The sequence below is a fragment of the Paenirhodobacter sp. genome, from assembly GCF_041916475.1.
Classification (GTDB): domain Bacteria; phylum Pseudomonadota; class Alphaproteobacteria; order Rhodobacterales; family Rhodobacteraceae; genus Rhodobacter.
This window is the reverse complement of record NZ_JAYRZN010000010.1, coordinates 59853-77823: the sequence shown is the minus strand read 5'-3', so window position 1 is coordinate 77823 and position 17971 is coordinate 59853. Positions and strand designations below refer to the sequence as shown.

Annotated in this window: 17 protein-coding genes; 10 read left to right on the top strand and 7 right to left on the bottom strand. The window is 67.8% G+C overall.

Annotated elements, in window-relative coordinates:
* The first annotated feature begins 144 nt into the window (after positions 1-144).
* The 7 genes from ACOMG5_RS06155 to ptsP all read left to right on the top strand — a co-directional run bounded on the left by ACOMG5_RS06155 (position 145) and on the right by ptsP (position 10406).
* Complete coding sequence (locus ACOMG5_RS06155) at positions 145-1248, top strand: efflux RND transporter periplasmic adaptor subunit (protein ID WP_420342918.1); 1104 nt, start codon at positions 145-147, stop codon at positions 1246-1248.
* Positions 1249-1258: 10 nt separating this feature from the next.
* Entirely contained in the window at positions 1259-4327 is a 3069-nt protein-coding gene (locus ACOMG5_RS06150; protein WP_420342917.1) for an efflux RND transporter permease subunit, read from the top strand.
* A 150-nt stretch (positions 4328-4477) separates the two neighbouring features.
* Complete coding sequence (locus tag ACOMG5_RS06145; protein WP_420342916.1) at positions 4478-5716, top strand: 3-deoxy-D-manno-octulosonic acid transferase; 1239 nt, start codon at positions 4478-4480, stop codon at positions 5714-5716.
* 121 nt (positions 5717-5837) lie between these two features.
* A complete protein-coding gene (locus ACOMG5_RS06140; RefSeq protein ID WP_420342915.1) occupies positions 5838-6290 on the top strand; it encodes an NUDIX hydrolase in 453 nt (150 codons plus the stop codon).
* A 61-nt stretch (positions 6291-6351) separates the two neighbouring features.
* Entirely contained in the window at positions 6352-6759 is a 408-nt protein-coding gene (locus tag ACOMG5_RS06135) for a DUF1178 family protein (protein ID WP_420342914.1), read from the top strand.
* A 90-nt stretch (positions 6760-6849) separates the two neighbouring features.
* Positions 6850-8112: an aspartate kinase gene (locus ACOMG5_RS06130; protein ID WP_420342913.1), complete on the top strand. Its 1263-nt coding sequence runs from the start codon at positions 6850-6852 to the stop codon at positions 8110-8112.
* 56 nt (positions 8113-8168) lie between these two features.
* Positions 8169-10406: a phosphoenolpyruvate--protein phosphotransferase gene (gene ptsP / locus ACOMG5_RS06125; RefSeq protein ID WP_420342912.1), complete on the top strand. Its 2238-nt coding sequence runs from the start codon at positions 8169-8171 to the stop codon at positions 10404-10406.
* Between the two features lie 5 nt (positions 10407-10411).
* On the opposite strand, the gene ACOMG5_RS06120 is transcribed toward ptsP, so the two are convergent.
* Together ACOMG5_RS06120 and ACOMG5_RS06115 are read right to left on the bottom strand one after the other, a co-directional pair.
* On the bottom strand, positions 10412-11167 hold the full coding sequence (locus tag ACOMG5_RS06120) for an EcsC family protein (protein ID WP_420342911.1): 756 nt from the start codon (positions 11165-11167) through the stop codon (positions 10412-10414).
* A gap of 80 nt (positions 11168-11247) precedes the next feature.
* Positions 11248-11742 (bottom strand): GNAT family N-acetyltransferase, encoded by a 495-nt coding sequence (locus ACOMG5_RS06115; protein ID WP_420342910.1) that lies wholly within the window; start codon positions 11740-11742, stop codon positions 11248-11250.
* A gap of 73 nt (positions 11743-11815) precedes the next feature.
* On the opposite strand from ACOMG5_RS06115, the gene ACOMG5_RS06110 reads away from it, so the two are divergent.
* From ACOMG5_RS06110 to ACOMG5_RS06100, 3 genes are read left to right on the top strand one after another with little or no spacing between them, the layout of a single operon-like run.
* Positions 11816-12415: a flavin reductase family protein gene (locus ACOMG5_RS06110; protein ID WP_420342909.1), complete on the top strand. Its 600-nt coding sequence runs from the start codon at positions 11816-11818 to the stop codon at positions 12413-12415.
* A 30-nt stretch (positions 12416-12445) separates the two neighbouring features.
* Entirely contained in the window at positions 12446-13291 is an 846-nt protein-coding gene (mtnP, locus tag ACOMG5_RS06105) for an S-methyl-5'-thioadenosine phosphorylase (protein WP_420342908.1), read from the top strand.
* A 3-nt stretch (positions 13292-13294) separates the two neighbouring features.
* Complete coding sequence (locus ACOMG5_RS06100; RefSeq protein WP_420342907.1) at positions 13295-13825, top strand: adenine phosphoribosyltransferase; 531 nt, start codon at positions 13295-13297, stop codon at positions 13823-13825.
* Positions 13826-13900: 75 nt separating this feature from the next.
* On the opposite strand, the gene rpmG is transcribed toward ACOMG5_RS06100, so the two are convergent.
* The 5 genes from rpmG to ACOMG5_RS06075 all read right to left on the bottom strand — a co-directional run bounded on the left by rpmG (position 13901) and on the right by ACOMG5_RS06075 (position 17945).
* Positions 13901-14068 (bottom strand): 50S ribosomal protein L33, encoded by a 168-nt coding sequence (rpmG, locus tag ACOMG5_RS06095; protein ID WP_011750518.1) that lies wholly within the window; start codon positions 14066-14068, stop codon positions 13901-13903.
* 117 nt (positions 14069-14185) lie between these two features.
* Entirely contained in the window at positions 14186-14896 is a 711-nt protein-coding gene (locus ACOMG5_RS06090) for a DUF533 domain-containing protein (protein WP_420342906.1), read from the bottom strand.
* A 370-nt stretch (positions 14897-15266) separates the two neighbouring features.
* Entirely contained in the window at positions 15267-16175 is a 909-nt protein-coding gene (locus ACOMG5_RS06085; RefSeq protein WP_420342905.1) for a sugar kinase, read from the bottom strand.
* Positions 16176-16178: 3 nt separating this feature from the next.
* Positions 16179-17450, bottom strand: a complete 1272-nt coding sequence (locus ACOMG5_RS06080; RefSeq protein WP_420342904.1) for a TRAP transporter large permease — start codon at positions 17448-17450, stop codon at positions 16179-16181.
* Positions 17451-17471: 21 nt separating this feature from the next.
* Positions 17472-17945, bottom strand: coding sequence for a TRAP transporter small permease (locus tag ACOMG5_RS06075; protein ID WP_420342903.1), 474 nt, complete (start codon positions 17943-17945; stop codon positions 17472-17474).
* Positions 17946-17971 lie beyond the last annotated feature (26 nt).

Here is a 17971-nt window from a genome sequence, read left to right as displayed (position 1 = left end):
GACAAAGATGTCACGAAGACTTGCCAATCCGGCCACAGGATCACATCTGAAACGCGGAGAATTGACTCTGGTTCGGAAATTCTGAACTTTGCAGTTCACAATTCGGCACTCAGGTGCCCTGCGCATTCACTGACGGGACAGATCATGATCAAACGCATCATTCTCGCGCTTTTCATCATTGTGGTGATCGGCGGCGGAATCGTCGGCTTCAACCTGTTCCGCACGAAGATGATCGCGGATATCTTCGCCAACATGAAGCTGCCCCCGGTTCCGGTCACGGTGACGGAAGTGGTGCCCGGCAACTGGACGCCCGGGATCGAGGCGATCGGCACCGCGAGCGCCCTGCAGGGGACGGACCTGTCCACCGAAGCCTCCGGCATCGTGCGCGAGATCTATTTCCGCGCCAATGACGCGGTGACGCAGGGCCAGCTTCTGGTGCAGATCGACGACCGTCAGGAGAAGGCGGACCTCGATGCCGCGCGCGCCACGGCGGCGCTGGCGCAGACCACGCTGACCCGCGCGCGCAAGCTGCAAGAGCGCGGCGTGCAATCGACCAGCACGCTCGACACAGCAGCCGCGGAGGCGGTCTCGGCCGAGGCGCAGGTGGCGAAACTGGAGGCGGTGCTCACGATGAAGCAGATGAACGCGCCCTTCGGCGGCACGATCGGCATTCCGCGGGTGGATGTCGGGCAATATGTCTCGCCCGGCACGGTCTATGCCACGCTGCAGGACCGCAGCCAGATGCGCGTCGATTTCAGCCTCTCGGAGCAGCAGGCGGCCCTGATCCGCAGCGGCATGACCGTCTCCGTCAATCCGGAGGAGACGGAGACCACGGTTTCGGGCACGATCATCGGCATCGACCCGAAGATCGACCCGAATTCGCGACTGGTCACGGTGCGCGCGCTGCTGCCCGATGCGCAGGGCGCGCTTACCCCGGGGCAGTTCCTGCGGGTGCGGGTGAACCTGCCCGAGGAAAGCAATGTCATCGCGCTGCCGCAGACGGTGGTCGCCTCCTCGCTCTATGGCGATTCCGTCTATGTGGTGCGGATGGAGACGCCCGAGGGCGCCTCCGGGGCGCAGGAGGTCGCGCGGCAGGTATTCGTCACGCTCGGGCGCCGCTCGGCCGACAGGATCGAGATCCGCTCCGGGCTGAAGGCCGGCGACAAGGTCGTCAATGCCGGGCAGAACCGGCTGAGCTCCGGCGCCGCGGTGAAGATCACCGATGAGCCCGCCCCGGCGGCGAACTGAGGACGGCGCGATGCATTTCACCGAAATCTTCATCCGCCGCCCCGTCCTGTCGATGGTGGTTGGCGCGTTCATGCTGCTGCTGGGCGTCGCGGCCTTCTTCAACCTGCCGATCCGCGAATACCCGAAGGTGGACGAGACCGTGGTGACCATCACCACGACCTATGCCGGCGCCGCGCCGGACCTGATCCAGGGCTTCATCACCGCGCCCATCGCCGAAGCGGTGGCGACGACCGAGAACATCGATTACGTCACCTCCTCCTCGACGCCCTCGGTCTCGATCGTCTCGGTCAACATGAAGCTCGGCTCGAACCCCGATGCGGCGATGACCGAAGTTCTGGCGAAGGTGCAGCAGGTCCGCTCGGACCTGCCCGTCGATGCCGAGGACCCGGTGATCGTCAAGGGCACCGGCCAGACCTTCGCGCTCATGTATCTGGCGGCGCTCAACCCGAACATGACCAAGGAGCAGCTGACCGAGTATATCGAGCGGGTGATCCGGCCGCGGATGTCCACGATCCCGGGTGTGGCCGAGATCGAGGTGATCGGCGCGTCGAAATATTCGATGCGGGTCTGGATCGACCCCGACAAGCTGGCCGCGCGCGGGGTGACCGCCGCAGAGGTGCTCGCCGCGATCAATTCGTCGAACTTCCTCTCGGCGCCGGGCAAGACCAAGAACGAATATTACACCGCCGCGATCACGCTGAAATCGACACTGCAGACGCCGGAAGCCTTCGGCAACCTGCCGATCCGGGCCGAGGGCGATGCGGTGGTGCGGCTGCGCGACGTGGCGCTGGTGGATCTTGCCTCCGATGAATCGGGCGAGATCGTGACCTTCGAGGGCAAGGCCGGGACTTTCATCGGCATTTACCCGACGCCCGCCGCGAACCCGCTCGATACCGCCGAGGCGGTCACGAAGGAGCTGCCCGCGATCAACGCAGGCCTGCCCGAAGGCATGAAGATCGAGCTCGTCTACGATTCCACCGATACCATTTCCGCCTCGATCGAAGAGGTGTTCCGCACCATCGCCGAGGCCGTGGTGATCGTGGTGGTGGTGATCTTGCTGTTCCTCGGCTCGTTCCGCTCGGTGCTGATGCCCATCGTCACCATTCCGCTCTCGCTGATCGGGGTGCTGGCGGTGCTGGTGGCGCTCGGCTATTCGATCAACCTGCTGACGCTGCTGGCAATGGTGCTGGCAATCGGGCTCGTCGTCGACGATGCGATCGTGGTGGTGGAGAATATCCACCGCCATATCGAGGATGGGATGAAACCGATCCCGGCCGCGATCCAGGGCATGAAGGAAATCACCGGCCCGGTCATCGCGATGACCATCACGCTTGCCGCCGTGCTGGCGCCTCTGGGCTTCACCGGCGGGCTGACCGGGGCGCTGTTCAAGGAATTCGCCTTCACCCTCGCCGGATCGGTGATCCTATCAGGGGTGATCGCGCTCACCATCACCCCGATGATGGCAGGGCGGATCCTGAAAGCGGGCCATGCCTCGGGCTTCCAGAATTTCGTGGACAAGACCTTCGAGCGCCTCGCAGGCGGCTATGAGCGGCAGGTGAACCGCTCGCTCGATTTCCGCCCGCTCACGCTCATCGTGGTGGCGGTTCTGGTGGGGGTCATGGTGTTCATGTTCCGCAACACCTCGACCGAGCTCGCCCCCAAGGAGGATCAGGGCGCGGTGATGTCGATCGTCAACGGGCCGCGCTACGCGACCGACAGTTACACCGCCAAATACATCGACCAGATCTCCCGCGGCACCGCCGATATCGACGAGGTCCGCGCCCATTTCTCGATCGCGGGCTTCGGCGGCGACGATTCCATGGGCATCCTGATCTGGGCGCTGAAGGACTGGTCCGAGCGCGCCCGCGGCCAGAAGGAGATCCAGGCCCAGATCCAGGGCGTGCTGGACAGCAATACCGGCCTGCAGGGCTTCGCCTTCGCTCGGCCCACCCTGCCCGGCACCGGCGGCGGCCTGCCGATTTCGGTGATCATCCAGTCGATCCACGGCTCCGACCGCGTGGCCGAGATCGCCGAGGAGATCAAGCAGAAGGCCGAGGCCTCCGGCCGCTTCATCGTGGTGCAGAACTCGCTCACCTTCGATGCGCCCGAAGTGCTCGTCACCATCGACCGCGACCGCGCCGCGACGCTGAACGTCTCGGTCGCCGATATCGGCACCACGCTCGGGCTTCTGGTGGGCGGCGGCTCCATCGCCCAGTTCGACCGCGATTCCAACAGCTACGACATCATCACCCAGGTGCCGCAACAGTGGCGCACCAACCCCGAGCAGCTCGGGAATTACTTCGTGCGCGCCGCGACCGGGGAGATGGTGCCGCTCTCCTCCGTGGTGCGGATCGAAAACAGCGTGATGGCGGCGAAGGTCGAGCAGTTCAACCAGCTGAACTCGGCCACGATCACCGCGCTGCCGCTGCCCGGGGAATCGACCGGGACCGGCCTGAAGACCATCGTCGACATCGCCAACGAGGTCATGCCCGAAGGCTTCTTCATCGACTATTCCGGCCAGTCCCGGCTGGAGGTCACGCAGGGCAACACCATCGCCATCGCCTTTGGCGCGGCGGTTCTGGTGATCTATCTGGTTCTCGCCGCGCAGTTCGAGAGCTTCCGCGACCCGTTCATCATCATGATGTCGGTGCCGCTGACGATCTTCGGCGCGATCGTGCCGCTGAACCTCGGCCTCGGCACGCTGAACATCTACAGCCAGGTCGGGCTGATCACGCTGGTGGGGCTGATCACCAAGCACGGGATCCTGATGGTGGAATTCGCCAACCAGCAGCGCGACGAACATGGCCACACCCGGCGCGAGGCGATCGTGCTGGCGGCGCGCACCCGCCTCAGGCCGATCCTGATGACCACGGCGGCGATGGCGCTGGCGGTGATCCCGCTGGTGATCGCCGAAGGCGCCGGGGCCGCCGCGCGCGAGGCGATGGGGATCGTGATGTTCTCCGGCCTGCTGATCGGCACGCTGTTCACGCTCTTCGTCGTGCCGATGTTCTACACCTATATCGCGCCGTCGGATCAGGCCCTGCGCGCGGCCAACGAACGCCGGCTGGCCGCCGGCTGAGGCGGCCGCCTGCCGAAGCGGGTCCGGCGCCCGCCGCCAGCCAATCTGCTTGCGGCGGGCCATGTGCCCGGCGCAGGCGCCTAGCGGGGCTTCCGCCCTTGCATCCTCGCGGGCGGCCGGTCTTCATGGGGCGAACCACCGGAGGCGCCCGTGCTGCTCTATCGTTTCCTGCTCCTGTTCGCGCTGCCCGCGCTCCTGCTCCGGCTCGGGCTGCGGGTGCTGCGCCGCAGGGAGCCCGCTTCCATGCTCTGCGAACGCCTCGGCGGCGGGGCGGCGGCGCCCGGGGCGCTGTGGCTGCATGCGGCCTCGAACGGGGAGCTGGCTTCGGCCCGGCCGCTGATCGAGGCGCTGCTGGCCGGGCGGGCGGATCTGCGCCTGCAGATCACGGTGAATACCGTCACCGCGCGGCAGATGGCGTCGGATTGGGCCCTGCCCCGGATCGCGGTGCGGGCGGCGCCGCTCGATGCCCGCTGGATCCTGCGCCGGTTCCTGCGCCGGCACCGGCCGCTGGGCCTTGTGGTGATCGAGAACGAACTCTGGCCGAACCGGCTCGCGCTTTGCGCCGCGCGGGGGCTGCCGGTCATGGTGGCGGGGGCGCGGATGTCGGCGCGCTCCGCCGGGCGCTGGCGCAAGACGGGCCTCGGCCCCGCCCTCACCGCGCCGATCACCGCCCTCTCGGCACAGGACCAGGCCAGCGAAGCGGCCTTCGTGGCGCTTGGCCTGCCGCCCTCGCGGCTACTGGCGCAGCTGAACCTGAAGACCGCCGTGGCCGCCCCCGCCCCCACCGAAATCCTGCCCTGGCCGCGGGGCGAAACGGTGCTCGCCGCATCGACGCATGAGGGCGAGGACGAGATCGTCCTCGATGCTTTCGTGCAGGCCCGCGCGCGGCACCCCGGCCTGCGCCTGATCCTCGCGCCACGCCATCCCCGGCGTGCGCCGGACATCGCGCGGCTGATGGCGGCGCGCGGCCTCGGCTTCACCACCCGCTCGTCCGGTGCGGCACCCGATGCGCCGGTCCTGCTCGCCGATACGATGGGCGAGATGGCGAACTGGTATGCCGCGGCCGGGGTCTGTTTCATCGGCGGCTCGCTGGTGCCGAAGGGCGGGCATACCCCTTTCGAACCGGCAGCCTATGGCTGCGCCATCGCGCATGGGCCCTCGGTCTACAATCATGCGGCGGCTTTTGCCGCGCTGGATACCGCGGGGGCCGGGCGGCTGACGCCGGATGCGGCGGCAATCGCCGCGGCCTTCGGCCTATCGTCGGAGGATCAGGCGAAACTCGGCCTCGAAGCACAATCTGTGCTTGCAGAGCTGACTGCTGCCGCCGGCATTCCGGCGCTTTCCTGCGCAATTCTTGAGCACATTCCTGCCGTTTCTGCAGAAATTTAGGCCATCGAGCCCAGAAAAGCCCGTCGGCCGGGCCGTGTTATGGAAATCTCCATATTGGCCGCCTATCGCTGGACCAAGCAGAACGCGCCGCCAGGCCGCCCATCGACCCAGAGGCAGGACCATGAAATTCGACCGGAAGCTCCAGCTTCTCCGCGAGTCGAGCGGGGTGGAGCCTGTGCAATTCGCGGCCCTGTGCCTGCGCCGCAAGGGCGGGCGGACGGAGGTGCTGCTAATCACCTCGCGCGATACCGGCCGCTGGCTGCTGCCGAAGGGCTGGGCGATGGAGGACCGATCGAACGCGGAAGCCGCCCTGACCGAAGCCTGGGAGGAAGCCGGCGTCATCGGCCGCCTGGCTGGCCCCGCCATCGGCAGCTATGGCGCGCAGAAAATGCTGATCGCGCGCGAGCCGATGCCCTGCCGGGTCGAGGTCTATCCCGTCCATGTCGACAGGCTCGCCGCGCGCTACCCGGAGAAGGGCCAGCGCCGGCGCAAGTGGATGTCGCTGAAGCGGGCGGCGAAGCTGGTGTCGGAGCCCGATCTGGCGGCGCTGCTGCGCCGGGTCCGCAACGACTGAGGATGGCTTGCATTCATCCGGTGATTGCCTATGTCACATGGATCAACCCTACGGTCCCGAGATGATCCGCTACAGCCTGAAATGCGCCAATGACCACGAGTTCGACAGCTGGTTCGCCTCCGCCGGGGCGTTCGAGAAGCTGCGGGCCGCGGGCATGGTCGCTTGTTCGGTCTGCGGCACGAGCGATGTCGAAAAGGCGCTGATGGCGCCCGCGGTGCAGAAGGAGCGCCCGCTGGCCGCGCCGCGCTCGCCCACCGAGGAGGCGCTGGCCGCCATGCGCCGCGCGGTGGAGGAGAACTCCGAATATGTGGGCATGAACTTCGCCACCGAAGCCCGGGCGATCCACGAGGGCGAAAGCCCGGAGCGCGCGATCTATGGTGAGGCGAAGCTCGAAGAGGCCCGCGCCCTGATCGAGGACGGCATTGCGGTGACGCCCCTGCCCTTCCTTCCGCCGCGCAAGGCAAACTGATCCCGCCCGCTCTTGCATGCGCACGCCCCTTCCGCTAGCAGGGGCGGCGACTGCCGGGCACTGGGTCCGGAGACGTTCAGGGGGAGTATCATGCCGCTTCTCGTCATGAAATTCGGCGGCACCTCGGTCGCGGATCTCGATCGCATCGCCAATGCGGCGGCGAAGGTCCAGCGCGAGGTCGAGCGTGGTTACAACGTCATCGTCATCGTCTCGGCCATGTCGGGCAAGACCAACGAGCTGGTCGGCTGGGTGGAGAAGACCTCGCCGCTCTATGACGCGCGCGAATATGACGCCGTGGTCGCCTCGGGCGAGAACGTCACCGCCGGGCTGATGGCGCTGCGGCTGCAGGAAATGGGCGTGCCCGCGCGCAGCTGGCAGGGCTGGCAGGTGCCGATCAACACCACCTCGGCCCATGGCGCGGCGCGGTTCGTGGATATTCCCCGCACCAATATCGACCAGAAATTCGCCGAAGGCATGAAGGTCGCGGTGGTTGCGGGCTTCCAGGGCTTGTCGCCCGAGGGCCGGATCACCACGCTGGGCCGGGGCGGCTCCGATACCACCGCCGTGGCCTTTGCCGCCGCCTTCGACGCGGAACGCTGCGATATTTATACCGATGTGGACGGCGTCTATACCACCGATCCGCGGGTGAGCTCCAAGGCGCGCAAACTCGACAAGATCGCCTTCGAGGAGATGCTGGAGCTCGCCTCGCTGGGCGCGAAGGTGCTGCAGACCCGCTCGGTCGAGCTGGCGATGCGCTACAATGTGCGCCTGCGGGTGCTGTCCTCCTTCGAGGACACCGACGAAAACTCTGGGACCCTTGTCTGCGGTGAGGATGAAATCATGGAATCGAAAGCCGTCGCCGGTATCGCCTTTTCCCGTGATGAGGCGAAGATCACGCTGTTCACCATCGAAGACCGCCCCGGCATCGCCGCGGCCATCTTCGGGCCGCTGGCCGATGCCGGCGTGAACGTCGACATGATCGTGCAGAACATCTCGGAAAAAGACTATGACGAGGCCCATCCGGGCGCCGTGACCGACATGACCTTCTCCTGCCCGATCAACCAGGTCGGGCGCGCGCAGAAGGCGCTGGAAGATGCGAAAGCCGCGGGCCAGATCAAATATGACGAGCTGATCATCGACACCGAGGTCGCGAAGGTCTCGGTGGTGGGGATCGGCATGCGCTCGCATGCCGGCGTCGCCGCGAAGATGTTCGATTCGCTCGCCGCCGAGAACGTGAACATCAAGGTCATCACAACCTCCGAGATCAAGATTTCGGTGCTGATCGACCGGAAATATATGGAACTGGCGGTGCAGGCACTTCATGATGCCTTCGAACTGGACAAGGCCGCCTGAGTAATCTCCTGGCCTTGTAGAACGCAGGGTCATGCCACAGGGGGCGCGAGACGGACATGCCCGATCGCAGCAAAGGCGACAGTCGCACCTTGCTGCGTCGCCTGCGCGATACGCTGGCGACGCCCGGCGGTGGTCAGGACCGGCTGGACCGGATCACCAGCCTGATCGCCGATTCGATGGGCACCGAAGTGTGCTCCATCTATCTGTTCCGTGACCCGGAGACGCTGGAGCTCTGCGCCACGGAAGGGTTGAACGCGGCCGCCGTGCATCACACCCGGATGCGGCTGGGCGAAGGCCTCGTGGGCCGCGTGGCCCGCACCGGGGCCCCGATCAACACCGGCGACGCGCCCTCCGAGCCCGGCTTCCGCTACATGCCCGAGACCGGGGAGGAGATCTTCTCCAGCTTCCTCGGCGTGCCGATCCAGCGCGTGGGCGAGAAGCTCGGCGTGCTGGTGGTGCAATCGAAACATGCGCGGCAGTTTCTGGACGATGATGTCTATGGTCTCGAAGTGGTCGCCATGGTGCTGGCCGAAATGACCGAGCTCGGGGCCTTCACCGCCGATCATGGCATCGGCGCGACGCATCGCTTCCCGGTGCTGTTCCGCGGCGCCACCGGGCAGGAGGGCGCGGCGGAGGGCCGGGTCTGGCTGCATGAGCCGCGCGTGGTGGTGACGAACCCTGTCGGCGACGACCCGGATGCGGAGCGGGCCCGGCTGGAGGACGCGGTCTCGGCGCTGCGCACGCAGATCGACGGGCTGCTGGAAAATGCCGCCACCATGGACAAGGAGCAGCGTCAGGTCCTGGAGGCCTACAAGATGCTCGCGGGCTCGCGCGGCTGGGTGCAGCGGATGGGCGAGGATATCGGCCTCGGCCTCTCCGCCGAAGCCGCGGTGGAGAAGGAGCAATCGACCGCGCGCGCGCGCCTCGAACGCTCGCCCGACCCCTATCTGCGCGAGCGCCTGAACGATCTGGCGGATCTGTCGAACCGGCTTTTGCGGCTGCTCACCGGCCAGGGCAGCGATACCGGCGCCGCGCTGCCGGAGGACCCGGTTCTGGTCGCGCGCAACATCGGGCCTGCGGAGCTTCTGGACTATGGCCGCCGCCTGAAGGGCGTGGTGCTGGAGGAGGGCTCCGTCGGCAGCCATGCCGCCATCGTCGCGCGGGCGCTGGCGATCCCGCTGGTGATCCATGCCGAGCGCATCACCACCGAGGCGCTGAACGGCGATTCGATCCTCGTCGATGGCGATCAGGGCATCGTGCACCTGCGCCCGGAGGAGAGCGTCTCCGCCGCCTTCCGCGACAAGATCGCCATGGCCGCCGAGGCGCAGAAACGCTACGCCGACCTGCGCGACCTGCCCGCGACCGACCGGTCGGGCCAGACGATCAGCCTGATGATGAATGCCGGGCTGATGGCGGACCTGCCCTCGCTGAAGGGCTCGGGCGCCGATGGCGTCGGCCTGTTCCGCACGGAGCTGCAGTTCCTCACCCGCGCGCGGGTGCCGCGCCGGGGGGAGCTCGCGGCGCTCTATAGCCGGGTGATGGATGCCGCGGGCGAGAAGCGGGTACAGTTCCGCACGCTCGATATCGGCTCGGACAAGGTCCTGCCCTATATGAAGCCGCAAGACGAGCCCAACCCGGCCATGGGCTGGCGCGCGATCCGCGTCGGGCTGGACAAGCCCGGCGTGCTGCGCATGCAGCTGCAGGCGCTGATCCGCGCCGCAGGCGGCCGCCCACTTTCGGTGATGTTCCCGTTCATCGCGACGCCCGACGAGTTCCACGATGCCCGCGGCGCCCTTCTGCACGAGCGCGACCGCGAGGCCGCGCGCGGCCGCCCGGTGCCCGAGGAGCTGAAGATCGGCGCGATGCTGGAGACCCCCTCGCTTGCCTTCGCGCAGGACAGTTTCTATGCCGCCTGCGATTTCATCTCCATCGGCGGCAACGACCTGAAGCAGTTCTTCTTCGCCGCCGACCGCGAGAACGAGCGCGTGCGGCGCCGCTACGACACGCTGGACACTGCCTTCCTGACCTTCATCGAGCGCATCATCGTGCGCTGCCGGCATACGGACACGGCGCTGAGCTTCTGCGGCGAGGATGCCGGGCGGCCGGTGGAGGCCCTGACCTTCGCCGCCCTGGGCATCCGGGCGCTGTCAATGCGGCCGGCCTCCATAGGCCCGGTGAAGCATCTGATTCGGCGCGCCGATCTGCAGGAGCTGCGCAAGCTGATCCAGGACGCGCGCAACCAGGGCGCCCAGAGCCTGCGCCCGGTCGTCACCGAGTATCTGGCGCATCTCTAGGGCGGCTATTTCCGCAGCCGCGCCACCAGTTCCTCGCGAAGCACGCCCTCGTCCTCGCCGCTGCTGCGCGCGAGCCGCTTCAGCCCGAAATGCACGCGGGCGATCTCCTGATAGTAGCTGGTGAAGGCGAAGTTCACCGCCGCCCCTGCCACCGCGCCCAGAACCGGCGCCGTCTGCGCCGCGAGCTTCTGGCCCAGCACCGCCGCGAGCTTCGGCGCCACCTTGGCGATCAGCCCGTTCAGCCCCGGCCCGGTGATGGTCATCCGCGCGGTGAAGAAGCCGAGATCCGTGCCATCGTCCTTCGCCAGAGGCCCGGCCACGGCAAAGACGCGCAAGCACTCCAGCCGCACCTCCTCGTCCTCCGGGTCGAACCCGTGCTCGGCCGCGATGCCCTGGATCGCGCGCAGGAGCATGGTCACGGTGAAGGGCAGCTCCGCGAGCGAGCCCGCGAGGCCGCCGAAGCCTCCGACCGCGCCCATCGCCGTGGTCAGCGCCCGGTTCACCCAGTCGGGCCGGTCGCCCAGCACCTGCCGCGAGCGCGTCGCGGCCCCGAGCGCCGTGCTCAGCGCGGTGAAGGTCGCCCCCTCCAGCCCCTGGCGCACCGGCACCGGCAGCTTTGCGAGCAGGTTCTCCGCCGAGCCGCCGATGAAGCCCAGCACCTGCATGACCGGCCCCGCCGCGCCGCGATAACGCCTGGCCAAGGCATCGAGCTCGCCCAGCACGGCGGTATTGGTGACGGGCAGCAGAACCTCTTGCGGCATCGGGACCTCCATTCGGGCGCATCAGCGCGCTCGGGCGCGCATGGGCCAAATATGGGCCCGCGCGCCAAAAACGCCAGCCTTCAGGCGGATTTCTGCTGCGCTTTCTCCACCGGGCCGCGCACGCCGTCCCAGGCGCCGGGCAGCAGCTCGAGCGCGAGCACGCGGTCCGGGTTCGTGGGCGGCGGCATGATCACGCCGTCGATCTTCCAGAAGCCGAAGCGCTGATAATAGGGCTGATCGCCGACCAGCAGCACCCGCTCCCAGCCGAGGCGGCGCGCTTCGGCGAGGCTTTCGTACATCAGCAGCCCGCCCAGCCCCTCGCCCTGCCGCGTCGGGTGCACCGCAACCGGCCCGAGCAGCAGCACCCGCCGCCCGCCGACCTGCACCGGCCAGTAGCGGATCACCGCAGCGAGCACCCCGTCTTCGCGCAGCGTCAGGCACAGCGGATGCACCTTCTCCACGCCGTCGCGCAGCCGGTAGGAAGACAGCGCCGTGCGCCCCGGCGCGAAGCAGAGGTCATAGAGCGCCTCCACTTCCCACCAGTCGGCCTCGGTCTCTTCTTCCAGCTGATACATCCGGTGCCCTCGAATCCCTCGCGCAACGCGCCTAACACGCGTAAATGTCAGGTTCAAATCAAAGGGACGGGCGATGTTCTACAAACCATCCGAGGGCCACGGCCTGCCGCACAATCCGTTCAACGCCATCGTGGCCCCGCGCCCGATCGGCTGGATCTCCACACGGGGCAGCCTGGGCGACAATCTGGCGCCCTACTCGTTTTTCAATGCCGTGGCCTATGTGCCGCCGCAGGTGATGTTCGCCTCCACCACCGCCAAGCCCGACCGCGACAACACCAAGGACACAGTGGCGCAGATCCGCGAGAGCGGCGTGTTCTGCGTGAACATGGTCACCGAGGCGCTGATCGACGCGATGAACACGAGCTCCGCCCCCCTGGACGCGGGCGTGGACGAATTCCTCGCCGCCGGACTGGAAAAGGCCGCCTGCGAGACGATCGACTGCCCGCGCGTGGCGGCCGCCCCCGCCGCGCTGGAATGCCGCGTGACCCAGATCGTGCCGCTGCTCGGGCACTCCAATGTGCTGGTGCTGGGCGAGGTGACCGGGGTCCATATCCGCCCGGACTGCCTGCAGGACGGACGCTACCTGCCCCCCGACCGGCTGACCCGGCTCGGCTACAAGGATTATGCCGCGGTGCGCGAGACCTTCGAGCTTGACCGCCCGCCGGGGGGCTGATTTCCTCGCCACAGGTCAGCGGAGGGCGGCATGGAACGGATGATCGGGGTGATCGGCGGCTCGGGTCTCTATGAGATCGCCGGGCTCGAAGAGGCGCGCTGGAGCGCGCTGGAGACCCCCTTCGGCGCCCCCTCCGACCAGATCCTCACCGGCGTGCTGGAGGGCATGCGGATGGCCTTCGTGCCGCGCCATGGGCGGGGCCATGTCTATACCCCCACAAGCGTGCCCTACCGCGCGAATATCTGGGCGCTGAAGTCTCTGGGCGTCACCGATGTGGTCGCGGTATCGGCGGTGGGCTCGCTGAAGGAAGACTACGCGCCCGGCGATTTTCTGGTGGTGGATCAGTATATCGACCGCACCTTCGCCCGCGAGAAGACGTTCTTCGGCCCCGGCCTCGTCGGCCATGTGCCCTTTGCGCAACCGGTCTGCCCCCGGCTCTCGGCCATCTGCGCCGAGGCCACCGGGGCGCGCCTCGGGGGCACCTATGTGGCGATGGAGGGGCCGCAGTTCTCCACCCTGGCCGAAAGCCGCCTCTACCGCAGCTGGGGCGCCGATGTGATCGGCATGACCGGCATGCCGGAAGCGAAGCTCGCGCGCGAGGCGGAGCTGTGCTACGCCTGCATCGCGATGATCACCGATTACGACTGCTGGCACCCCGATCATGATGCGGTGGATGTGGCGCAGGTCGTGGCGACGGCGCAGGCCAATGCCGCGCGCGCCCGTGCCGTGATTGCCGCCCTGCCCCGGCTGATGCGTGAGGCGCCCTGCGCCTGCGGCCATGCGCTCGATGGCGCGATCATGACCGCGCCTGCGAAGCGCGACCCGGAGATGATCGCGCGGCTGGGGCCCGTTCTCGCCCGCTCCCTGAAAGGCTGACCGATGAAGACCGTGAAGGATTATATCCGCACCATCCCCGATTTCCCGCATGCGGGCATCCTGTTCCGCGACGTGACCACGCTTTTCGCCGATGCCCGCGGCTTCCGCATGGCGGTGGACGAGATGCTGCACCCCTGGGCGGGCGCACCGATCGACAAGGTGGTGGGGCTGGAGGCGCGCGGCTTCATCCTGGGTGGGGCGATCGCGCATCAGCTGTCGAAAGGCTTCGTGCCGATCCGCAAGCAGGGCAAGCTGCCGGGCGCGACGCTCTCTCAGGCTTACAAGCTCGAATATGGCGAGGCGGTGATGGAGATCCATGACGATGCGATCCAACCCGGCGAGCGGGTGCTGATCGTCGATGACCTCCTGGCCACGGGCGGCACCTGCCAGGCGGGCGCGCAGCTGGTGGAGCGGCTCGGCGGCCAGATCGTCGGCTGCTCCTTCGTGGTCGATCTGCCGGAGCTGGGCGGGCGGCGGCTGCTGCAAACGCTCGGCCTGCAGGTGCAGGTGCTGTGCGCATTCGAAGGGGCCTGAGCCGCCCGGACTATCGCCGCAAAAGCAAAAGGCCGCGCAGCTGCGCGGCCCCAGATCCTTGCGTATGGCGCGATCTTATTTGATCTTGCCTTCCTTGTATTCGACATGCTTGCGCACGACCGGATCGTATTTGTTCACGGTCATCTTTTCGGTCATGGTGCGGGCATTCTTCTTGGTCACATAGAAGTGCCCGGTGCCCGCCGTCGAGTTCAGACGGATCTTGATCGTCGTCGGCTTCGCCATTTTACAGTCTCCTGGAACCGGGAGCCCCGGCCCCCGCGAAAATCTTGAAGCCGCCTTTTACCGGCACCCCGCCCGGAGTCAACCGGGAAACCGGGCGAAGCGCAAAATTCTTTGCCCTCAGGGCAGCGGTTTGGCCATGGCAGCATGGATTTCCGCAACCTTCGCCGCATCCAGCCCGAGCGCCGCCGACAGCTGCCGCAGATAGGCCTTTTCCGGCTCCGAATCGACGGTGATCGCCATCAGCGCCGCGGAGTAGATCTGCGCCTTGGCACTGTCTCCGGCCGCGGCCGCAAGCGCTGCGATATCCACCGGCGCATCGAGCTCCGCGGTGACGAAAGCCAGCTCTTCGTCGCTCGAATCGCCCAGATGGTCCATGATCTTCGCCCGCTCATCGGCATCGATCTCGCCATCGGCCTTGGCCGCCTGGATCATCGCGCGGATCATCAGCCGCGCCTGTTCCTCCATCATGGTGTTGACGGGCGTGCCCGCCGTCACCGCCTCCAACATGTCGCCCAGGCCCTTGGCGCCGGTCGTGGCGGCGGCGGTCATCGCGCCCACCAGGTTCGTCCAGCCCGCCTCGGTGGCATCCGTCGCCGCCGCGGCCTGGCTGCCGAATTTCGTGAACATGTCGCGCACGGCGTCCTTACCGCCGGGGACACCGAGCTTTTCCGCGAAATCGCCCATCTGATCGGCGACACCGCCCGGCTGCCCGGCACCGCGCATGGCGCCTTTCACGCCCTCCATGCCGCCCAACTCCCGATACTTCTGCACGCCGCGTGCGGCTGCGAACCCGACGGCCAGCGTGGCCAGCGTCTTGACGAAGCTCATGCGGTTCCCCCTTTCGTGGACACCATTCAACCCGTCCAATATGGCCACCAACCGCCCCGTTGCCCAAGAAGATTCGTCCGGCTGCGAAAACCTGCCGCGCGGAGGGGCGGGCGGGCCTGTATGACGCTGCCTGAGGCGGCAATGGAGCGTGGGCTGGCGGTTCTGCGCCCCGAAGCAGCGGGCGGCGCGCAGGGGGCCAGCGGCTGCCCCTGTGGCGCCACGGGCCATCCCGGCGTAGTCGATGCGAGTATTAAGAGAGTACGCCGCAGAGCGGACGCGGCGCAGCAGCTCGCCCGCGCGGGCGATGGCGCCCGAGCGATGGCCCGGGAGCCGGATGGCAGGCGCCGGGGGCGCAAGCCGTCCCCCGCGATCAGGCCCCGGCGGACAGCCCCGGCACGAGGGCGCCATGCACCGCAATCACCCGGAGCGCAATACGGTGGCCGGCCTCCGCGGCGGCCGCCACGCCTGCCCCGGCGAAGCGGGCGGCAAGGTAGCCCGCGTTGAAGCTGTCGCCCGCGCCGGTCGTATCCACCGGCACGGCGCGGGGCAGCGCGGGCAGCGCCACCGGGGGCGCACCATTCACCACGGCGACCATCTCCCCGCCGCCGTTCTTCACCAGAACCTCCGCCGCGCCGAGCGCGCGGTAGCGCAGGGCCGTCGCCTCGGGCGAGGCATCGCCGAAATGGGCGGCCTCGTCCTCATGGCTGGGCAGGACGATATCGGCCAGCCGCGCGGCGGCCTCGATCTCGGCGCACATGGTGGCCGCATCGGCCCAGAGCCGCGGCCGCAGGTTCGGGTCGAACACCACCCGCGCCGCGCCCGCACGCGCCTCTTCCAGCGCCGCACGCAGGCGCCGGCGCCCCTCAGGCTCCAGGATCGCCACGGTGATCCCGGTCAGATAGACGACATCCGCCCCCGCCAGCGCCGCCCGGAGCCAGGCCGGGTCATCGGCCAGCGTCCGCGCCGCGGAGCGGTCGCGCCAATAGGTGAAGGAGCGCTCGCCCGCGCGCAGGCTGATCATATAGAGCCCCGGAGCGCGCGTCGGGTGCCGCCCGATCCGCGCCGTCCCGATCCCGGCATCCGCGATGAAGGCGGCCATCTGCTCTGACAGGGGATCACAGCCCAGCACCGTGGCGTAATCGACCGACCAGCCCTCCGGCAGCAGCGCCCGCGCATACCAGGCGGTGTTCAGCGTATCGCCCGCGAACCCCTGCCGCAGCAGGCCTTCGCCCGCCTGCGACAGCTCGATCATGCATTCTCCGATGGAAACCAGCCGCATCGGTCAGATCAACGCCAGAGAGAGGAACGGCAGGAACGTGACCGCCACCAGCGCCACCATCAGCGCGAGCAGGAAGGGCCAGCCTTCGACGATGAAATCCACGATCTTGGTATGGGTCAGGTTGCACACCATCAGCAGGACCGTGCCCACCGGCGGTGTGAGCGTGCCGATCGAGAGGTTCAGGATCAGGACGATGCCGAAATGCACCGGGTCGATGCCGAGCTGCAGTACCACCGGCTTCAGGAGCGGCACCAGGATGATCATCAGCGCGGTGCCCTCGACGAACATCCCCAGGATCAGCAGCAGCAGGTTGACCGCGAGCAGGAACAGCCAGGGGTTTGTGGTCAGGTGGGTGATCATGTCCGCCATCGCGATCCCCGCGCGCTCGATCGAGAAGATCCAGGCGATGGCCGAGGAGGTCATGATCACGAGGAGCACCGCCGAGGTCTGCCGCGCGGTTTCGGAGAAGGCCTGCACCACGTCGCGCAGCTTCATTTCGCGGTAGAGGAAGAAGCCCACGGCCAGCGTGACCAGCGTGGCGATGGCGCCGGCTTCGGTCGGGGTGAAGATCGACAGGCGGATGCCGCCCACGATCACCACCACGAGGAACAGCGCGGGCCAGGCGCCCAAGAGCGTGCTGCCGGTCTCGCGTGCGGTGGGCCAGCTGTCGCGCGAGGGCTTCAGGCCGAGGCGGCGCGCGTTCATATAGACGGCGATCAGCAGCAGTGCGCTGCACAGAAGGCCCGGCAGGATCCCCGCGGTGAACATCGACCCGATCGAGACATCCGCCACCAGCGCGTAGATGATGAGCGCGATCCCGGGCGGGATGATCGGGGTGATCAGCGAGCCGCAGGCGGTGATCGCCGCCGCAGCCCCCGCCGAATAGCCCTGACGGCGCATTTCCGGCACCAGCATCCGGCACATCATCGCCGCATCCGCGAGGTTCGAGGCGGAAATCCCGCCAAGGAGCGTCGAGAGCATCACATTGGTATGCCCAAGCCCGCCGCTCAGCCGCCCGACCATCAGATCGGCAAGCTTCAGCAGCCGCCCCGCGATGCCCGTGGCCCCCATCAACGTACCCAGAAGCACGAAGAACGGGATCGCGAGCAGCGAGGGGTTCTGCGTGGGGGCGATGATCCGCTGCACCGCGATCGGCAGCGGCACGCTGGAAAAGAACACGAAATAGGCCACGATCGCGGCGAACATGGCGAGATAGATCCGCATGTTCAGGGCGAAGAGCGCGAACATCAGCGCGATGACGATGAACCAGGTCATGCTGGGAAACTCCGGGCGCGATCAGTGGGAGGTGGGTTCGGCCGGCTCGGTCGTATCCGGCCGGACCATGCGGATGAGCTTGACGAGCGCCGTGCCCGCGGCCCCGATCACCACCGCGAGATCCAGCCAGAACCAGGAGACACCGAGGATCTGCGTCTTCTTGAAGGCGGTGGATTGCGCGAGTGCCCAGGCCTGCCAGGCCATGAAGACCAGTAGCGCCACGGAGGCCAGCGTGACCACGATCACCAGCGCCCGCCGGGCCCGGCCGGGCAGCGCCTGCTCCAGCAGGTCGATGGTCAGGTGCTGGCGATTGGCCTCGCAGGCGATGGCCCCGATCATGACGATCCAGATCATCAGCAGGCCGGAGACTTCCTCCGTCCAGGCGATGGGGGCGCCGAGGATATAGCGCGCGCCCACGGCCACGGCCGTGAGCAGCACCAGCACGAGGACGGCGATGGCCCCGAAGGCCGAGGTGATGGAAGAGATGAGGCGCATGCGGGGCTCCGTGCCGGGCTTTGTGC